Below are 18,325 nucleotides of genomic sequence, written 5' to 3'. Positions count from 1 at the left end.
CAAGAGTTACTGGCAGAGTATCTGGAAGACCCCAAACAATTCTTGCGTGACTATTTGGAAGATAGCGGTGCCAATTCAAAAATGTCATTCAAGCTGAAAGATGACAAGGAGCGCACCGACGTTGCTGCGTATCTGGCATCACAAGGCCCGGACGCAGACGCCAGCACCCAGCCAACCGCTGACCAGGCCCAAGCAAATGAGGCCGAGGCCGAGAACCCCGAAATGTCGGTGGAGGACGTCATCGCGGCCCAAGAATTTAGTGAAGCGTACCTGACTGACCCGAAAAATATCGAAGCGGGCAAGGAATTCTGGTACGCTCAATGCACCCATTGCCATGGCTTCAAAGCCTATCCGGGCAAGGCACCAAAGTTGAAACCAGCCAAGTATAAGCCCGAATTTGTGTTTAAGCGGGTCTACAAAGGGTTCAAGAAAATGCCCGCGTGGCGCGACACCTATACCGTCGAAGAAATCCGGCAAATCGTGAGCTACGTGAAAGCGCCGGGGTTCTCCCCGTAACTGGCAGACTCAAAACCGTCAGTTCTCGGGTCGTGCGGTCACCAAAAAGGGCCGCACGACAAACCACAAAAAGACCGGAGCAAGCGCGCTCAACACCATAGTTAGTAAAACATTGTCAGATCCAAGATATCCCGCCGTCGCGAATACGAAGCCTAAAGGGACTGCCCCGCAGGCCAGCGCTGCGATATAACGCGCAAAAGGCATAGCGGTAAGCCCAGCCAGAAACGAGATCGTTTCCGGCAATACCGGCAACCAGCGCGAACCTGCTACCATCCAGCCGCCGTAACTGTCGAATAACTGCCGTGCCTGCGCAAACCCTTTGGCCCCGGCCAAACGACGCGCGGTATTGGGCCCAATCAACCGGCAACCACCATACCCGACGAGCCCTGCCAAGATCGACCCTGATGCCGCAAATATTCCGCCGACAATAGGCCCATAGACGATACCAAGCGCGGCCATCACCGCAGATGACGGTACTGGCAGGACGATGTCGGCGACAATCAGAGCGATACCCACCAACCAAGCCCAGGTTCCAAATCCGCGCACCCATTCGACAGCACCTGCTTGAGACAGGTTAGCTTCTACCTCGCGGCCCCAGATTAAGAACGGTAAGACTGAAACGCCCACGAGGAACAGAACGAAAAGCAACAGCCGTATCATGCGCGGCTATTCAATCAACATCTGCCCGGCACGCCGCTCGCCGGGGGCTTCGATCTTGGGCTCACGCCCTCCCCGCAGAATAGAATTCCCTTCATAGACGGTGCGCTGATCGATTGGAGGCGGATTGAGCCAGTCTTGCTCGTTCATCTGACCGGACTGGCCATAGGCATCCAGCGCGTTCTGATAGCAGACTTTGTGAACAGTTTCGGGCGGAATACCGCTTTGGAGCGCCAGCTGTGCAGTTTTGGCGACCCCAAGACAGTCCGAGATGCCCCAGTCGCAGGCGCTGTCTACGATGATCCGTTCGCCACCATATTGCTTAAGAAGTTCAACCATGCGGACGTTGCCCATCTTGGTGGATGGATAAATCGAAAACCCGGCCCAATACCCGCGTTGCAAGGCTTCGGCGACGGTTTCTTCATTATTGTGGTCAATGATCACCATAGATGGGTCTAGGCCCATCTCTTCGCACACATCCATTGATCGTGACGTGCCGCGTTTTTTGTCACGATGCGGAGTGTGGACCATGACGGGAAGGTTCAGCTCCTTGGCAAGGGCCAGTTGCAGCCGGAAATACTTGTCCTCAAGGGCTGTCTGTTCGTCATATCCGATCTCGCCAATGGCAACGACGCCTTCCTTCAGGGCAAAGCGTGGCAGCCATTCCATCACACCTTCGGCGAGCTCTTCGTTGTTGGCTTCCTTTGAGTTCAGCCCGACGGTGCAATAGTGGCGGATGCCAAACTGACTGGCGCGAAAACGTTCCCAGCCGACGATGGACGACAGGTAATCCACATAGGTGCCGACATAGGTCCGTGGCTGTCCGACCCAAAAGGCGGGTTCGATCAGGGCGACGACGCCAGCAGCGGCCATCGCTTCGTAGTCATCAGTCGTCCTGCTAATCATATGAGCATGGGGATCGATAAACATCATAGCAAACCCTCCTCAGTCAGGTGCCCTTTGCCTATGGCGTCGGCCAGCTTGTCGCGTATTGCGGGATCGTCTGCGAAGGGACGCACCGGGATCCATAATTCTTCGGTCACCGCGCGCCCTGCGGCCCATCGTTCCTCAGCATAGTCCACCAAGATCCGCGCCAGTTCGGGGTTGGCCCGTTCGCGGAGCCCAAGGATGGGGGATAACTCACTTCCGACGAACAAAGCCTTGAGGATCATGTGGTTCCACCGGTGATCGTCAAAATGATCTTGGGGAAATGGATTGTGGTGGGCGATTGCCTCAAAGACCGCGCGGATATTTGACCGCAGCCCTTCGCCGACTTCGAAATCCAACGCTTCGGGTTCGGGGTACAACGGAAGCCCCCGATAAAGGGCGATCATCTCGGCGACATCGGACGTGCGGCGTAAATCCTTGAATCGTTCTGCGAAGGGACGGTTCGACGTCGCCGTCAGCAAGGCCAGAACGCGTGCGGCACCGTCGACGCTCCAACCGCTTGGGCTCCAGCCTGCCCTAGCGGCATTAGCATTGGCCAAATCTGCGGCATTCAGCACTAGATCCGCTTTGCCAAGCTTGCGGGGCGCCAGTCCCAGAAAAATATAGAGATCCCGATCAGGGGCGCCCTGCGCCAATCCTTCAAGCGATTGGCGCAGCCAATTCGCATGTTGGGGCACCTGCGCTACGATCCAGTTGCTAAGTAGCCGTGCTGCCGTTTCGGTCATCGATCCCCCTAGTCTACCCTAACGTTAAGTTATACGAGTCACACGGCATCGCACCAGCCGGAAAGTGGATTTGGCCCTGATACTATGTTTTAACTCGCCCCCTCAGGGATCATCTGGACATCTCGTCGGCTGCCCGCCAATGTAGCAAAATGCAACGCACTTTGGTCATTCTTGTTGTCGGGCTCGCCCCTCATCTTGTTGGGGTGCACACGCCCCATTTAAAACGGCTTGCCGCCCGCGGCGCGATGCGACCGTTAAATACAGTTACGCCTGCGGTAACCTGCACGGCGCAGTCGACTTTGCTGACCGGGCTTCCGCCCTCAGGACACGGCGCAGTGGCAAACGGGTGGTTCTTTCGCGACTTGGCAGAAGTGATGTTGTGGCGGCAGCCTAACCAGCTGGTCGCTGGCGAGAAAGTCTGGGAGGCGGGGCGTTCGCGCGATCCTGCCTTCACCTGCGCCAAGATGTTTTGGTGGTATAACATGTACTCCACCGCCGACTGGTCGGCGACACCGCGGCCCATGTATCCGGCCGACGGTCGCAAAATACCCGATCACTACGCCTATCCCGCCGAATTGCATGACGAACTCGATGCCAAACTAGGGCAGTTTCCATTGTTCAAATTCTGGGGACCGCTGGCGGATATTACCTCCTCGGCCTGGATCACAAAGGCGACGTTGCACGTGATGGAGACGCGATCTCCGACGTTGACGCTGACCTACTTGCCGCATCTCGATTACAATCTTCAACGTCTTGGTCCGGATCTGGAACACCCCCGCCTGCAGAAGGACCTAAGGGAGATCGACGACCTGTGCGGAGAGCTGATCGAACATGCGGACCGGACGGGGCAACGGGTGATCGTTGTCTCCGAATATGGGATCACCAAGGCGACCGACGCGGTACATATAAACCGCATGTTGCGCAGCAATGGACTGCTGGCGGTTCGACCAGAAGAGTTCGGGCGCGAGATACTTGATGCCGGCGCTTCCCAAGCTTTCGCCGTCGCTGACCACCAGATCGCGCATATCTATGTCAAAGATCCCAAACTCATCGACGAAGTCGCAGCTTTGTTGCAGGGCCTGGAAGGCGTCGAAGAGGTATGGGGCGAAGAGGCCAAAAAAGCCAATGGCCTTGACCACCCCAGATCGGGCGAGTTGGTCGCGATCAGCAAAGCTGATCGATGGTTCAGTTATTATTATTGGTTGGACGACGACAAGGCCCCGGATTTCGCCCGTATGGTCGATATCCACCGCAAACCGGGCTATGATCCGGTTGAACTGTTCGTGGATCCTAAGATCAAATTCCCGCTGTTGACCACCGGCATCAAGCTGGCAAAACGCAAGCTGGGACAACGGCAGTTGCTGGACATCATCTCACCCAGCGACACCACATTGGTCAAGGGCACCCATGGCCGCATCACCGACGATCCGGACCAGGGGCCGCTGGTGATATCGTCAGAGGCGGATTTGATGCCAGAGGGTCCGGTCGAGGCGACCGACTTCAAAGCCTTAGTGCTAAATCACATCTTTGACTGACGATCAGGTGCCGGACACCAGACGTTGCAACAGCAGTGTGAGGGCGAAACCGGCCACCGCGACAATCGCGAGTGACGGAAACCCCGAAGCGGCGATTAACACGGCATCATATAAGGATATTCCAGCAATCAGCGTCACCACGGCCTTGGGCACATCCCCGCGATTGCGCCGGAACAGCAGCCGCAGGGCAATGGCGACAAGAACCAGCAAGCCGCCCCAGATCGACAGCCCCAGGGCACTGCCCCATGCCTGCGACAGTGCGAATAGTAAGGGCAACGCAAGCACGGCGAGCGGCCAGGCCCTATCAAGCCTATCGTAGGCCTCTTGCTTGGCCGCATAGGTTAGGCCGACGATATAGGCCAAAAGACCCAAGGCACCCCACATCACGCTGCCGGTAATTTCCGCGACAGCCGCCGCCGCCAACAGGTAGCAGAAAAACCGCGTCACGCCCATGATGACTGGGCTCAGAACCGTGCGCTTGTGCAGCCAATCATACAGGATCACCGCACCTGCCAATGCGATGCCCATCATCCCAGCTACGAACCCCAGCGAAGCGGCGAGGACAATACCGGCCGCCAGCATCGCATAGCCCCCGGCGAACACGTTCTTGACCTTGACATGGCCCATGGGGATCGGTCGATTTGACCTCTCCTGTGCATCAATCTTCGCGTCGAACGCGTCGTTCAACCACATGCCGCCGGTGTAAAAGAGCGTCAGCGCCAGCCCCACAACAACAATTTCACCAAAAGGCGCGACACCGGCAAGCACGGCCCCCGCAATGGCGTTGGTCCACACCGTCGGCAAATTAGAGACACGGCCAAGGTTTAGAAAGGTTTGTAAATTCATTGGCTCAGTTGCTCCAAGACCCACTCCATCTCGCGCACGATGTCGCGGTCAACGGTCGCGCTGCGGATTTCTCGCGGCATGACGTCCCATGTATAGGTTTCGATTTCCAAATGCGCTGAAATCGGGTCAGCGCGGTGCAGGGCAAGGATCTCTTCGAGAAACCGTCGTGTAGAGGAAAACGCCCCGAGGTTTTCCAAAAAAACTGGGACGTGGAAATGCACGCGCCACTCTTCTCCGTCTGTCTGCTCTCCCAAGGCCAAAGCTTCGGGCAAATCACTATGCATCTTCAGGCCATCTGCGTGACGGCGATTGACCTGATGCAGGTAGGTGGGTTCGCAGTAGGCCTGAAGCGCGGCGCGTTCAGACGGCCCGATGTGCGGGATACGCAAGGCCGCGCTGATCTGAAGCTTGTGAACGGGAATTCCCGCGTCCCGCAGCGCCTGGATGCTGGCGGCGGGGTCTTCGTATTCTACCGCAGCGTGGCAGACATCATAGCAAAGACCAAGGTGCCTGGGCAGGGCTTCACGCGCTTTGGCTTCGCTGAGCCCGGTCAGCCCCGCTAGCCGGGTCACCGCGGAAGCGCTGAACAGATAGCGCTGAAAATATGCGATGCTTTCAGCGATGGTTCCCAAAAAGCAAAATGGCTCAGGCTCGATTGCCAAAGCAACTTGAACACCTGTCTCGGCATGCAGCTTGACCAAATGCGCCACGCTTCGCAGATAGTTTTCCGCCATCTGTGCTTCGGCGCCCATGCCAAGGGGTTTGAACGTTCCAGGCACCGTGGACAGACTGATGATTTCCCCCTGAGGGGCGATCTCTGCCATCAAATCGGCCAGTGCGTTGGTGTATTCGACCCGTTGGTCGCTGCGCCAGTCGGGTTGATAGACCTCTTCCTTCACCGAGGCGTTATGGAACTTTCCAAACGGGAAACCATTCACCGTAATCCCAAGATAGTCCTGTTCATCCAGTAAGCGTTTCAGTTGTCGGCGCTTGCCCGGGTCTTCCAGATCGGCCAACGCCTCGGCTGAAAAGCGCAATCCCACTGCAAAGGGCTGTGTCGGCGATACGGCTGACTTGACGGCCGCAACCGGCCCGCACAAGGCCCCGCGAACATCCTCCCAGGTTTGGGTCGGGTGGATGTTCAAGCAGTATGTAAGGTGCCCAAGCTGGCCTGGAAGTTTCATTCAGTGGCGCTCGCGCGCCTTAAGCCAGCCCATCGCCTGCTCCATCAACGCGCTGTCGATTTCATTGACCTCAACTCCGACACCCAATTCGCTCAAGAGCGTTATCGTCAGTGCACCGCCCAAATGTTCCTGAAATTCATCGAGACCGACGAGGATGGAAAGCCGTCCGTCGCGATCTGTGTTGTCAAGCGCGGGGTGCCAGACACGCAGGCCCAAACCCTCAAGCAGGACCACGATCCGTTCGTCTTCGCCTTCGGGCAGCAATCCGGCCAGAACCGAGTATCGCGTGTCCAAAGCAATCCCAATCGCAACTGCCTCGCCGTGGCGGACATGGTGATTGGTCAGCGCTTCCAACTTGTGTGCGGACCAATGCCCGAAATCAAGCGGACGCGCCGAACCCGTTTCAAACGGATCTCCACCATTGGCAATTTGATCCATATGCAGCTCTGCCGAGCGCCTAACCATATGTTCCTCTGCCTTGGGTTGGAATGTCGCAAGAGCATCGACGTTTTTCTCAAGCCAAAGGTAAAATTCACGGTCTCGGATCAGCGCCACCTTGATCGCTTCGGCCAATCCCGCAACCCGTTCGCGGGTTGGCAGTGTTGACAGAAAGTCAAAGTCGTTCAGCACAGCCCAAGGGGGTGCAAATGTCCCGACATAGTTTTTCACCCCGCGGAAATTGACCGCGTTCTTAACCCCGACACCACTGTCATTCTGCGAGAGCACCGTTGTGGGAATACGGATGTGGCGGATCCCGCGGTGAGCCGTCGCCGTCGCCAAGCCAACCGCATCCAAAACCGCGCCTCCACCAATCGCAACCACGTATGAGTGGCGGTCAATGCCGTGGCTATGGATCGCGCTCAACATGCGCTCGACATAGGCAAGGTCTTTCTTAACGATCTCGCCGCCCGGGACAAACATCGGGTCGGCGATAAGCTCAAGCTGGCCCGTATGGGATTGGAAATAGCTTTTGATTGATGCGCTCAGGGCGGTGCCATCAAGCCCTTCATCAATGATAAAGAAGCAGCGGTGGCGCTTTGTGGTATCTCCGCGAGCGACAGTATCAGCAAACAACGGGTTCGCCGGATTGAAAAGACCGCGAACGAACGCAACGGGAAATTGATAGGGCACTGAAAATTGCTGCCAGCGCACAACAGTGCTCGCGTCATCACCGCTATTCTTTACGATATTATCCATAATGCCCCCCCCCGAGGAACGCGATGCATCGTCACGTTGACGCCGTATCGGGACAAGCCTACTCTGTGTCATATAGCTACTCAAGCCTTGTAAGGGATGCAGGATGCGGGTCATTTCAGGAATACTCTGCGGCTTGATGATTTTGTTTGCCGCGGTGCAATACAATGACCCCGACGGGATTTACTGGGCCATAATCTACGCAGTTCCGGCAGTGTTTTGCGGTCTGCGGGCCTTTCGCCCTGAATTGGTGAAAAGCGTTTGGGGGTTTCGACTGTTGTCTGCCGCATTGATCTTGGCGGCCTTTGGCGTGGCGTGGTTCTGGCCGCAAACACCGGGGTTTTGGCATCAAGAGGTCTGGTGGGTCACCGAAGAAGCCCGTGAAGGCATGGGCATGATGATAGCATTCATCGCGCTGCTGATCGTTTGGTTTGGGACGCGCAGGCAACGCCCCACAATCCGGATTTAAAAAACTTACAAAAAACTCAATGAACTAGATGCATTGCTTCTGGGCACGGACAGGCGGCGTTTCGCCGAAGAACCGTTCCCCTTCTAGCGCTTTGAACCTACGTGCATCCGAGTCACTTGACGGAGGGTAATGCATTTTGCGACGATCCCACCTTGTGGGGGCAATACGCAGATTTTCGTGAACACGCTCGCGTGACGAACTCCCTCCAAACGCCACCGTGTGCGCTTACGTCACATGGCCGTTTCTGCGTTATTTTACGGTCTGGGAGGATCTCAAATGTTTAAACTGATCGCTACATGCACTACGGCCATGCTGCTGGGGACGACGGTGTTGGCCCAAGAAGCACCGATGACTGTCGACCAAGTTGCACGCCCAGGCGGCACCATTCCCGGTAACCCCGAAATCCAGCTGGTCCAGGTTGCCTCTGGATTCCTTGATCCGACCAACGTAGCCAACGCAGGCGACGGCTCGGGCCGCATTTTTGTGACCGAGCGCGCTGGACGGATCAAAATTGTCGATAAGGATGGCAATGTACAGGAAGACCCGTTCCTTGATTTGACGGCAATCAACCCATTAGGCAGCGATGTACAAACCGGCTTTGTCGAGCAAGGGCTTTATTCAGTCGCCTTCGATCCGAAGTATTCTGAGAATGGCCATTTCTACGTGCATTATGCGTCGTTGCCGTTCAATGGCGACGGGATGATCGTGCGCTTTACGGTTGATCCGGCGAGCCCGGATGTGGTCAGCCCCGAACGGACTAACGAAACCGCCAAAGTTATTATGCGCATCGAGCAGCCTTGGTATAACCACAACGGCGGCCAAATCGAATTCGGGCCCGATGGGATGCTGTACATTGGCTCCGGTGACGGCGGATGGGAAGGCGATCCCTATGAAGCGGGCCAAGATTTGACGACGCGGCTTGGCAAAATCCTTCGTATCGACGTCAACACAGAGGACGCGCCATACAAGATCCCGGCTGATAACCCCTATGCAGGCGCATCGAGTGAGCGCTTGATGCAACTGTTCGGCATCACTGAAGAGCAGTTTTCCCAGATCAAAACACGTTCGTTGCCGGAAATCTGGTCATACGGGGTCCGCAATCCGTACGAATTTTCGTTCGATCCAAAATCTGGTGATATGTACATCGCCGACGTCGGTCAGAACCACTGGGAAGAAATCATCTATGAAAAGGCCGGCGACGGTGGCCATAACTACGGCTGGCCTCGAATGGAAGCGGCTTTCTGTCATCCGATGATCGGCGACCCGGCAGAATCCGAATGCTCCATTGTCGGTACGTTACCAGCTGCGATGTACCCGCATAACACCGCCTTTCCCGGTGCCCCCGAGGACACAACGAGCGCAGGGTGCTCCGTCCAAGGATTTGGCGTTGCGAATTACGGAGGCATGGACGGGGTCTATCTAGCCGGTGATTGGTGTTCAGGCCGTGTGTTCGGACTGGCAAGCGACGCGGCGGGCTGGCAGTTCCAAGAGCTTATGCAGACGGGGATGCAGTTCACCGCCGGTGGCTATGACGAAGAAGACAACGTTCTGATCGTGAACGCCAATAACTTCTATCTTGCCGATCAGGGACCTGACACCAACCCTCCGGGCAGCCTGTGGCGCGTAATGGCCGCTTCCGATGTCCCAGAGGGTGCAACTTTGGCAAAGCAGGCTAAGTAAGCATAATGCTCTTACGACGACCCCGGCGCGTTCTACGCGCGCCGGGTCTTGTAACTTAAATAACAAGGACCCAATCGTGTACCCAAACAGATATCTTGTGCCAGCAGCGATGATTGCCGCGGCGCTAACATTTACAGCAGGCAAAACCCTTGCAGAAAGCCACAGCGCTTCGGTGGACACTACCGCAGAGGCACCTGCCGATGTCGAGTTTGCGGACGGTAAAGTGGTGTTTCGTGCCGCCCTTGACGATGCGCCGCTGGTTTTTGAACACCGCACCGAACAGACTCTGACGCCGCAGGTTGAGGAATTCCATACTACTGGCGTAAACCCCTATTCCGGGGACGCGGACGCGATTGAGGCAGGCGGCAAAAGCTACAAGAAGCTCTGCCAGTCTTGCCACCTCAAGGACGGCGCGGGGCGCATTGGCCCAAGCCTGAACGACAACAACTGGGAACGCGACAGAACGCATACCGAAGTGGGACGATTTGAAATCATCTACGGCGGCGGAGCGGGCGCGATGCAGGCTTTCGGGCAGCGCGCCGATCAAGACGACATTCTCAAAATCATGGCGTTCATAGATACCCTGCGTCTCGAGAAGTAAGCGAATTAAGATGATGACGCCGCCGCGGCGCACCTCTTGGTGCGTCGCACTTCTCGTTGCTTATTTTCTATACATTACAGCTCATGCGTCGCAGAAGAATGATAGCAATTAGATGGACTAGAGCTTCTAGGCACTGATGCACGAACCCGACAAGAGATTCAGGTTGGGCATCTAGTGTTGTAGCTCACGGTCCTAAACAAACCGAGATCACCTATTTAAAAGATTACAAACTGGACTGCCTACAATGAAGCGATTAATTGCCGGGATCGCTGACGAGCTGCTTCGATTACGAGACGAATTGGAAGGCCAAACCTACTGGCAGGCGGGCCTGATCGTGAAAGTTCAGCGACGCTGCGATACAGACTTGCCTGATTATGAAAGTTTTGTTCGGAATGGTTCTGCGCTAAACGACGAGCTTTGAAAAAGCCTCCAATGGCCTCACAGCGTTTCAGCTATAGGCGGCGTTTGCAGCATAATTCGTCCGGGGGGCTGCCGCGCCTGGCTCACCCAAAATTTTTGAACAGAACCATGTAGGCTGTATCAACATTGACGACGACCTCAATTCGAATGGGGTCTGCGTAAACAACTGTATTTCGCTGTTTCCAATCTGTTGCGGTTCACCCCGGTTCAACAAACTATCGCGCCCTTCGTAACTTTTTCACTTGGCAATGCGAGCCATGGTATGACGTGCACACGAAGCCGTCAGCGAGCCTCTATCTCGTAGAAAAGCACGGCATAGGTCATGCGCTACCATAGCACGCAATGGATTTCAGAGGTGGCGGTTGTTGCCCATGTTACCAAATGCTCCCACTTGTTTGCGAGACAGTTGGCGACTTCCTATTAGAAAGGCACACATTCACCAAACATCGGGCGCTATCCGATGCTTTCAAAATCAGAGCACCTCCGGCATGGTCGAATTGCAAGCTAAGAACTCTGACATGAACGGCCCAGAGACGCCTTTGACGCAGATCGCAGGCAATGTCCGGTCCCCTCCTGAATGGCTCATCCTGGAAATGAATTGCGCAGCGATTGGGGCTAAGCTTGACTGGAGTGGCTCATAAGCGTGGCCAACGCTGTAATAACTTGAGCATGAACGAACGGCTTAGGTATCAGGACGCTATTTGGGACGCCTTCAGCTTCCCACTCGTGAGAGCTGTCGCCAGTCATATATACAATCGGCATCTCTGGCTTTTGCTGCCTAATCTGTCTCGCGAGGTCCCACCCTTTCGGCCCTTTACCTAGGTTAATATCGGTCACGACAGCATCAATGCGTGTCGGATCAGCCTCGAAGGCCTCTACGGCTTTTGACCCATTTATCGCCGTTACGACCTGAAATCCCTCTTCAACAAGGGCGGCTTCGATGTCCAACAGAATGAGCGCCTCATCCTCGACCAGCAAAACTACTCTGAAGCTCATTCTCAACCCTCACTAGATAACCTACTTCAACCGAATGCGGACCGTTTGGTTCCAACTTTTCGAAACGAAACTTGGCGGTTGTGCCGATCACACCACGCTGGGCCGACAAGACCTGATCATCGAGGCGCAGTGACTTATCCGCATAGACTCCGGCGGAAAGCTCCTACTTCCAAACCGTTGCTTGAGCACTATATCCTTTGATAGGGCCGGTCCGGGAGAGAAGCTACATGGTAACTAAGGCGATTGCCGGTTCAGCTCGCGCTGCGGCCATATTCATTGTCGCCACCTTTTTGGTCTATTCCAGCATCGTGGGAGCCCTCATCTATCAAGGCTTCAATGCAGCTCAAGATAGAGCTGAAAGTTCGGTGACGGCCGCCGCCAAGGCAGTAAAGATCAACACCGGTTGGATTGTTGAGACGGCCAAACAAGCGCTGCGCCAGATGGACTTTGCCCTTGGACCCGATGTTGATCCCGATAACCCTGCGACTTTGACCAGGATCCAGGCCTCACTCGAAGGGCTGCCCAGCAGCGCCAAAGCCTACATTGTTTCCACTGACGGCCAAACCCTCTATACGACCGACCCCGACGCCCCAAACATCGATGTCCGCGACAGAGAGTACTTTACTGGCCCCGCCGCAGGACAACAGTTCTTCACCTCTTCGCTTCTCACAAGTCGCATCAACGGCAGTCCGATATTCACGTTCAGCCGACGGCTTGAGCGGGAGGGCGTCTTCATAGGCGTTGCAATAATTTCGTTCGATGCGGCCCTATTGGGGGACCTGCTAGAATCTCTCGACTTAGGACCAGGATCGACACTGGCTATTCTGCGTAGAAATGGCATGCTGGTGGCCCGCCATCCACCTGTGGATGGCCCGTTGGACCTTACTCAACATGTTTTATTCAAAGGCCACCTGCCTAATTCGGACGCAGGCACCTACATTGTCGAATCTCCTGTAGATGGCGAGAAACGGTTTTTGGGCTATCAAACAGTTCCAGAAGCTGGGCTCGTGACCATCGCTTCGGTGGGCTATAGTGAAACGATGGATCGGTTCTGGCGACGTGTCGGGGTTTTCCTCGCCATCGTCATTCCAACCATTTTTGCGCTTGCCGCATGCGCTTTTTGGATCGTCAGCCTTCTCAGGCGGGATGCTCAGAAAAATGAAAAGCTGGAAGCGGCGTTCGACACAAATACAATGCTGTTTCGAGAGATCCACCACAGGGTCAAAAACAACATGCAAGCGATGCAAGCTTTAGTAGGTATGCAAAAACTCTCCCCCGAAGTGGAGACCAACTTCAAATTGCGCCTAGCGGCGATGGCTACCGTACATGAGCATATGTACAACTACGACAAATATGCTGCTCTGGATGCGCCAGCATTTATCGCCTCAGTGACGGAAAACATCTTTAAAGCACATGGCTCGCCCGCGCGTTTGAACCTTGACGTCGATCAGATCTCAATCAGCCACGACCAGGCCACCTCTTTGGCCATGCTAATCAATGAAGTTGTCACCAACTCTTTGAAATATGCCGTCTTAGGGAATACGGATGCTGAGATCCGCATAGGCCTCAAGCTTCTGACCGAAGGCACAGCTGAGTTGATCATCGCTGACAACGGACCTGGGTTTGACTTCGACAAGTGTCACTCAGGAATGGGCACCAAAATCATTAAGGGTATGGTCATGCAACTCCACGGGTCGCACACCTATGATTTCAAGGCAGGCACAAGTTTTTCACTGAAGTTCCCCGTAGGTTAGCGTCGATAACGTTTGGTGCCAATCGCTTTATGGGTTTCCTACCCCATGCCGTATTTTCGGATGGATGCAATGAAGTTCTAAATCGAAAAGGGCATGTCGTTCAGTGCCTATCTCGTGGTTGGGATCACTGTTGCCCGGGCCTCATGAGGGCTGATGAAGATCGAGATAATTCTTAGACCTTATTCCCCTTCGCATTTCCCACCGCGTGGAGACCACAAACTGCGCAAAGCAGGCATTGATGCATGCCGCAGCTAGGTGGTCGATGCGCCATGAATTGCTATCCCGGCAAAGTCATTGCAGTAATTCTCAGACGATTTCTGAGCATTCTAAGCCCCATAGTTACGATGGCAAACCCTAGGAAGAAAAAAGTCTTTAGTTAATGAGTATCAATTTTATATTGTTGCGCCTCGAGCCGATGTTGTCTTGTGGTATTCGCAATCCGCATAATAAAGTACAAATAGCTCATTACTATGCAAATTGGTGTTTATTTTAGGAACCCACGTGGCCAACTTTTTTCGAACTCGTAGTGTCAAGAATAATGCGACTAACCACCGGATCGCGGCGCAGTTGTGGTCCGAAGTCGCCAGGGTTAACGGCCGTTCAGACGGTGACTTGCCTGCATATATGTCAGGTAGTCCACGTGGCATTCAGCTGACTGATCGTCACCGGCAAGACGGTATGAGTGTCTACATTCGGGAACTAGATGATCCTCATCGAATATTAGCGTATCCAGTCAGACATTCTGATTTGCGTACAAATGTGACGTCCGAGACTCGTTTAGATTGGGCGGCTCTAGCCAAGATCGTCGAAGGTGGGCGGCCCATTGTTGTTTCTGGTGATATTATCCAGATTGACAATGCTTCGGTCGATATTTCTCGCGCAATGAAGAACCCTGAATATCTTGAAATGGTATCACGCCGGGAAGAGGTGATCGACCGGTTTGGTTCATTTTTTCTAAACCCAACTTCGTTAACTGAAGCCGCCTTTCAAGAATTCTTACTTTTTGAAAACAACCACCATTGGACCGGACTGCATCGCCAAGCGCCGAATCTAATGGAGCAAGGCATTGAACACCTGCGGACGACAATTTCGATGCTGACCGATGAAAGTAGCCAAATTTCTGAACGCTACAATGCTGCAGTTGGGCGCCAAAAAGGTATGTCTAAAGGGATCGCTACGGCAATCCTTTTGGTGGCTTTTCCCGATAAGTATGGCGTGTGGAACACCACATCTGAAGCGGGATTGATCGAATTAGGATTTTGGCCTGAGTTGCCCCGTGGAACAACGGCCGGCGAAACATATGAATCGGTTAACGCCTCGCTGCATCGTCTGGCGAAATCTCACGGCGTTGACCTTTGGTCAATTGATGGGCTATTACATTTTATATTACACCCGACCCTTGAGGCATCTTCCGCCGCAATTCCTTCGAATTCGTCGAACCAAAATGACAATAAAAACACCAACGACAAGAAGACTGACAGCCCGTCTACAGTATTAAACCTTCTAGGTCACGACGGTTCACACGGCACAAAATTTTGGTGGGTCAACAACAAGCAGACATACACTCATGAGATTGGCGGCAACTACCTTTGGTCGCCGACTGAACGGTCCGATGGCGTTCGTAATGAGTTCTACGAGAACATGAAGCGCATACGGCCTGGTGACATCGTGTTTGCGTTTTCTGAAGCGGAAATCCGAGCAGTAGGCATCTGTGCAGCTCCTGCAGTCATGGCACCGAAACCTGGAGAGTTTGGACACTCCGGCGACAACTGGGGAGACGAGGGCTGGCGGGTCGCCATGGATTTCACCGTCCTGAACGCCCCGCTACGTCCTAAAGACCATCTCGACGTATTGGCACCTACATTGCCTAAGAAATACTCGCCAATCCAGCCAAATGGCAACGGCAATCAAGGTGCCTATCTAGCAGCAGTCCCATTCGAAATGGCGCGAGTTGTGATTAAATTGCTAGGTCCCCGCTGGTCAGAAATAGATCTTAGCGACATCTTTGCGCCCGTCGACCTGCTTGGCAAGATTGAGGAATTGGAAGTGGAGGTCGAACGAGTTATTCTCAATCGCACCGACCTAAGTGAAACTGAGAAGCTTCAATTGGTCAAATCACGTCGCGGTCAAGGTATCTATCGAAAGAACCTTGAAGGCTTCGAGAAGGTTTGCAGGATTACTGGTGTGAGAAATTTGCGCCACTTACGAGCCAGCCATATCAAGCCGTGGCGCGCCTCAACGACCTTCGAAAAGCTCGATGGGAATAATGGCATTCTACTAAGTCCCCATGTCGACCATCTCTTTGACCAGGGTTTCATTAGCTTTGCCGACGATGGAACATTACTAACATCCACTGATGTCGATTTTGATACCTTGGCGCTTTGGGGAATAAAGCCCGAGGGCAACTTTGGCGATTTCCGTCCTGAACAGCTTCCGTACCTAGATTTCCATCGCGAGGTCATCTTCAAAAAATAAGTATCCTGTCAACACACGATCACCCGCCGACATCCATTGATACGCAACTAATGATCATTTGCACTATAGCGGCAAATGTCTGCTTGCCGCCTCTGTACCCATGATATCTTCTGGTCCTCAGAAAACGTTTTTCAGCATCGGCAAGTCAGGTTCTGAGCCGTGGTACTGTACACCCAAAGTCGGCTTCGGCGGCCTCCTATAAAGTAGTAGACAGGACCGTTTCGTTCATTCGCTTAAATCACGTCCTCCCACTAGAGATCCTAATGGCACGGCCGCCTGTTGACATTCTTGCTCCGGAAAGTGGTGGTCGATCCATTCATTCAGGCTCTTCAATAAGGAAACGTTGTGCCCGCCTAGTTCCAGCTGTTGAACCAAACGATCAGCTAATTGGGGATCAAAGACGCCTTCACGAATTCCTGGTTCTGGCATTACGAGCAATGGAATCCCTTTTTGAAGAGCCATTCCTGCTTCAAGTTGGCACCAAGGAGATGTCAAATGCTCGTCACGAATTTCACGGCCAGGTCGATACTCGTACTTGAGGTCTCGCAGCTTCGTGACGAGGGCCTCTTCAAGATCACGTTCGGGTCTGTTCACTGCCATCGCGGGACTCACTGCTTTTTCGCATATTCTATAAGGGTCGGATTGCACGGCGTGAAATCCGAACATGAGCCGAGGTGATTTTCTGTGTTACGGCTTCGGAATGAAGTCTTATTGCCAATAGTTCGGTCCATTATTCTGCCATCCCGTCCGTGCCTGGGTCGCCATCAAGGTGACCCAATTCAATACCCTTTAATCGATCGTACTCCTCAATTGCCATGACCACTACGACTGGCCGCCCGTGCTTAGACACCGCAATCGGCTCGGCTCGGGCGAGATCGATTAAACGCCCGAATCCGTATTTCGCGTCTTTCGCGCTTAGGGTCTGCATCTGACCCACCCCCATTGACTTTTCACACTTTTGGCCATTTTGGCCCAACTTAGCAATAGCTGCAACTAGACACGGTGGCGGACTCCGAGTTTGAAGAGATTTTTGCTATGACAGATGCGCAGATTGACCGCAACGAGGAGCCGCGCGCCGATTGCAACCTTAAAACTGACCGCATCTACATCCGCTGACGGCCTCTTTTCATACAGCAGCAGGCCACACCTGGACTTTGCCGCATCGGCAGACCTATTGGACGGGAGCTTCGTGTGGCACGTCTGTGATCACGCATTGCAGCGAAGACCAGACCGACAGTGATCTTGAACTTTAAAGCCAAGAATGACTTAATACCTACGTCCGGGGCAGATTCCAGCACTTATCGCCGTCTGCACTCTTTTTGCGAAGGACTTCGGGTGGACTACCTCACGCCGCCACAACTTTCAGCAGCGGCTTCAGCATCCCTCCCACGGCATTCATCCCAGCCAACAGCAGGAAATCGATCAGGCGGGCCTAGCGCCGAGTCGTTCCGATCTGCGTGAGATCAAAAAGCTATCCAATCATTTCCAGTGAGCCTCCACCGGGCGCCAGCAGGGATGAGAGAGTATGGCCCAGGTCATAACTGCGAACGTCGAAGATGTCGACTTGCACACGCATCCGCTCCTAGAACCGCTTGAGAGCGGCGACCGGCTGGCCCAGGGCATCGCCGGGAAAAATGAACGGGCAGAGCCCTTTGGCACATCATCGTTGCGCAGAGGGATCAGCCGTCTCACCACCCCCCCACCCCAACAGAAAGGATCGGCCCAATGTCTGGGACCGCAATAAAATTCGACGTATACAGCCAGATTACAAACCACATTATCGCGGCCATCGAGGCTGCCGGTGAGTTCCAACGGCCCTGGATTACCAAGTCTGGCGGCAGCTTCGCAAGGCCGGTCAACATTGCCTCCAAGCGCCCCTATAACGGGGTCAACATTTTGAATTTGTGGATCGCAGCCCTCTCCAAAGACTATCCGTCGAACATCTGGGGCACGTACCGGCAATGGCAGCAAGTTGGTTGTCAGGTCCGACAGGGTGAAAAATCCTCCCTCGTGGTTTTTTACCAAAATGACACATCAGAAGACGAGGCACCCAAACATTTTGTTGCCCGTGCCAGTAGGGTATTCAACGCCGCACAGGTCGATGGCTTTGAACTTCAGGCCGAAGATCTGCCTGATACGCCAGTGTTCACTCCCGTTGCACGGGCCGAGGCTTTTGCCGCCCGCACAGGGGCTAGGATCGAAGAGAGCGGTGACCAGGCTGGTTTCGTGCCAAGTCTGGATCTGATCCGGATGCCCGAGCGCTGCCGGTTTATTGACACCGCCACAACCATGGCAGCAGAAGCCTTCTATGGCACGCTGAGTCAT

At 54.3% G+C, this 18,325-nt stretch carries 17 protein-coding genes and 1 pseudogene; 9 read left to right on the top strand and 9 right to left on the bottom strand.

Annotated elements, in window-relative coordinates; translation table 11 throughout:
* Positions 1-516: c-type cytochrome (locus tag BM174_RS19225; protein WP_177209544.1), on the top strand; the 516-nt coding region annotated here is incomplete at its 5' end.
* An 18-nt stretch (positions 517-534) separates the two neighbouring features.
* On the opposite strand, the gene BM174_RS19220 is transcribed toward BM174_RS19225, so the two are convergent.
* From BM174_RS19220 to BM174_RS19210, 3 genes are read right to left on the bottom strand one after another with little or no spacing between them, the layout of a single operon-like run.
* On the bottom strand, positions 535-1,176 hold the full coding sequence (locus BM174_RS19220) for a TVP38/TMEM64 family protein (RefSeq protein WP_093925454.1): 642 nt from the start codon (positions 1,174-1,176) through the stop codon (positions 535-537).
* Between the two features lie 6 nt (positions 1,177-1,182).
* Positions 1,183-2,106: a TatD family hydrolase gene (locus BM174_RS19215; protein ID WP_245766454.1), complete on the bottom strand. Its 924-nt coding sequence runs from the start codon at positions 2,104-2,106 to the stop codon at positions 1,183-1,185.
* Positions 2,103-2,846 (bottom strand): EboA domain-containing protein, encoded by a 744-nt coding sequence (locus BM174_RS19210; protein ID WP_093925453.1) that lies wholly within the window; start codon positions 2,844-2,846, stop codon positions 2,103-2,105. The genes BM174_RS19215 and BM174_RS19210 overlap by 4 nt, the downstream gene beginning before the upstream one ends.
* Positions 2,847-2,995: 149 nt before the next feature.
* Between BM174_RS19210 and BM174_RS19205 the strand changes: the two genes are divergently transcribed.
* Complete coding sequence (locus BM174_RS19205; RefSeq protein WP_093925452.1) at positions 2,996-4,381, top strand: alkaline phosphatase family protein; 1,386 nt, start codon at positions 2,996-2,998, stop codon at positions 4,379-4,381.
* Positions 4,382-4,384: 3 nt separating this feature from the next.
* Here the strand turns inward: BM174_RS19205 and BM174_RS19200 are convergent, their stop codons facing one another.
* From BM174_RS19200 to BM174_RS19190, 3 genes are read right to left on the bottom strand one after another with little or no spacing between them, the layout of a single operon-like run.
* Complete coding sequence (locus BM174_RS19200) at positions 4,385-5,227, bottom strand: UbiA family prenyltransferase (RefSeq protein WP_093925451.1); 843 nt, start codon at positions 5,225-5,227, stop codon at positions 4,385-4,387.
* A complete protein-coding gene (gene eboE, locus BM174_RS19195; RefSeq protein WP_093925450.1) occupies positions 5,224-6,411 on the bottom strand; it encodes a metabolite traffic protein EboE in 1,188 nt (395 codons plus the stop codon). Before eboE ends, BM174_RS19200 begins: the two co-directional genes overlap by 4 nt.
* The gene (locus tag BM174_RS19190; RefSeq protein ID WP_093925449.1) at positions 6,412-7,608 is read right to left on the bottom strand and encodes a 3-dehydroquinate synthase; all 1,197 of its coding nucleotides are present in this window, start codon (positions 7,606-7,608) and stop codon (positions 6,412-6,414) included.
* Between the two features lie 103 nt (positions 7,609-7,711).
* Between BM174_RS19190 and BM174_RS19185 the strand changes: the two genes are divergently transcribed.
* From BM174_RS19185 to BM174_RS21195, 4 genes and pseudogenes are all read left to right on the top strand, one after another.
* Positions 7,712-8,074 (top strand): transmembrane 220 family protein, encoded by a 363-nt coding sequence (locus tag BM174_RS19185; protein WP_093925448.1) that lies wholly within the window; start codon positions 7,712-7,714, stop codon positions 8,072-8,074.
* Between the two features lie 276 nt (positions 8,075-8,350).
* The gene (locus tag BM174_RS19180; RefSeq protein ID WP_093925447.1) at positions 8,351-9,754 is read left to right on the top strand and encodes a PQQ-dependent sugar dehydrogenase; all 1,404 of its coding nucleotides are present in this window, start codon (positions 8,351-8,353) and stop codon (positions 9,752-9,754) included.
* 76 nt (positions 9,755-9,830) lie between these two features.
* Entirely contained in the window at positions 9,831-10,355 is a 525-nt protein-coding gene (locus tag BM174_RS19175) for a c-type cytochrome (RefSeq protein WP_177209543.1), read from the top strand.
* Positions 10,356-10,577: 222 nt separating this feature from the next.
* A pseudogene (locus tag BM174_RS21195) lies at positions 10,578-10,759 on the top strand (IS5/IS1182 family transposase); the annotation flags it as partial.
* Positions 10,760-11,390: 631 nt separating this feature from the next.
* Here the strand turns inward: BM174_RS21195 and BM174_RS19170 are convergent.
* Positions 11,391-11,771 carry a response regulator gene (locus tag BM174_RS19170; protein WP_093925445.1) on the bottom strand — a complete coding sequence of 127 codons (381 nt, stop codon included), beginning with the start codon at positions 11,769-11,771 and terminating at the stop codon, positions 11,391-11,393.
* A 227-nt stretch (positions 11,772-11,998) separates the two neighbouring features.
* On the opposite strand from BM174_RS19170, the gene BM174_RS19165 reads away from it, so the two are divergent.
* Together BM174_RS19165 and BM174_RS19160 are read left to right on the top strand one after the other, a co-directional pair.
* Positions 11,999-13,525 carry a sensor histidine kinase gene (locus BM174_RS19165; protein WP_093925444.1) on the top strand — a complete coding sequence of 509 codons (1,527 nt, stop codon included), beginning with the start codon at positions 11,999-12,001 and terminating at the stop codon, positions 13,523-13,525.
* Between the two features lie 501 nt (positions 13,526-14,026).
* Positions 14,027-16,000, top strand: a complete 1,974-nt coding sequence (locus BM174_RS19160; RefSeq protein WP_218152951.1) for an HNH endonuclease — start codon at positions 14,027-14,029, stop codon at positions 15,998-16,000.
* A 225-nt stretch (positions 16,001-16,225) separates the two neighbouring features.
* Here BM174_RS19160 and BM174_RS20915 read toward each other — a convergent pair whose 3' ends face one another.
* Together BM174_RS20915 and BM174_RS19150 are read right to left on the bottom strand one after the other, a co-directional pair.
* On the bottom strand, positions 16,226-16,600 hold the full coding sequence (locus tag BM174_RS20915; RefSeq protein ID WP_143092501.1) for a hypothetical protein: 375 nt from the start codon (positions 16,598-16,600) through the stop codon (positions 16,226-16,228).
* A gap of 130 nt (positions 16,601-16,730) precedes the next feature.
* Complete coding sequence (locus tag BM174_RS19150) at positions 16,731-16,928, bottom strand: type II toxin-antitoxin system Phd/YefM family antitoxin (RefSeq protein ID WP_093925455.1); 198 nt, start codon at positions 16,926-16,928, stop codon at positions 16,731-16,733.
* 797 nt (positions 16,929-17,725) lie between these two features.
* Between BM174_RS19150 and BM174_RS19140 the strand changes: the two genes are divergently transcribed.
* Positions 17,726-18,325: ArdC-like ssDNA-binding domain-containing protein (locus BM174_RS19140; RefSeq protein WP_143092500.1), on the top strand; the 600-nt coding region annotated here is incomplete at its 3' end.

The sequence above is a fragment of the Sulfitobacter brevis genome, from assembly GCF_900112755.1.
GTDB classification, from domain to species: domain Bacteria; phylum Pseudomonadota; class Alphaproteobacteria; order Rhodobacterales; family Rhodobacteraceae; genus Sulfitobacter; species Sulfitobacter brevis.
Note: the sequence above shows the minus strand (reverse complement) of the source record. Positions and strands in the feature narration are given on the sequence as shown.

Excerpts from the sequence above, each read along its gene's own strand:
- BM174_RS19150 (WP_093925455.1), bottom strand. The coding sequence starts at position 16,928 with ATGCAGACCCTAAGCGCGAAAGACGCGAAATACGGATTCGGGCGTTTA.
- BM174_RS19165 (WP_093925444.1), top strand. The coding sequence starts at position 11,999 with ATGGTAACTAAGGCGATTGCCGGTTCAGCTCGCGCTGCGGCCATATTC.
- BM174_RS19190 (WP_093925449.1), bottom strand. The coding sequence starts at position 7,608 with ATGGATAATATCGTAAAGAATAGCGGTGATGACGCGAGCACTGTTGTG.
- BM174_RS19210 (WP_093925453.1), bottom strand. The coding sequence starts at position 2,846 with ATGACCGAAACGGCAGCACGGCTACTTAGCAACTGGATCGTAGCGCAG.
- BM174_RS19185 (WP_093925448.1), top strand. The coding sequence starts at position 7,712 with ATGCGGGTCATTTCAGGAATACTCTGCGGCTTGATGATTTTGTTTGCC.
- BM174_RS20915 (WP_143092501.1), bottom strand. The coding sequence starts at position 16,600 with ATGGCAGTGAACAGACCCGAACGTGATCTTGAAGAGGCCCTCGTCACG.
- BM174_RS19200 (WP_093925451.1), bottom strand. The coding sequence starts at position 5,227 with ATGAATTTACAAACCTTTCTAAACCTTGGCCGTGTCTCTAATTTGCCG.
- BM174_RS19215 (WP_245766454.1), bottom strand. The coding sequence starts at position 2,106 with ATGATGTTTATCGATCCCCATGCTCATATGATTAGCAGGACGACTGAT.
- BM174_RS19220 (WP_093925454.1), bottom strand. The coding sequence starts at position 1,176 with ATGATACGGCTGTTGCTTTTCGTTCTGTTCCTCGTGGGCGTTTCAGTC.
- BM174_RS19180 (WP_093925447.1), top strand. The coding sequence starts at position 8,351 with ATGTTTAAACTGATCGCTACATGCACTACGGCCATGCTGCTGGGGACG.
- BM174_RS19170 (WP_093925445.1), bottom strand. The coding sequence starts at position 11,771 with ATGAGCTTCAGAGTAGTTTTGCTGGTCGAGGATGAGGCGCTCATTCTG.
- eboE (WP_093925450.1), bottom strand. The coding sequence starts at position 6,411 with ATGAAACTTCCAGGCCAGCTTGGGCACCTTACATACTGCTTGAACATC.
- BM174_RS19205 (WP_093925452.1), top strand. The coding sequence starts at position 2,996 with ATGCAACGCACTTTGGTCATTCTTGTTGTCGGGCTCGCCCCTCATCTT.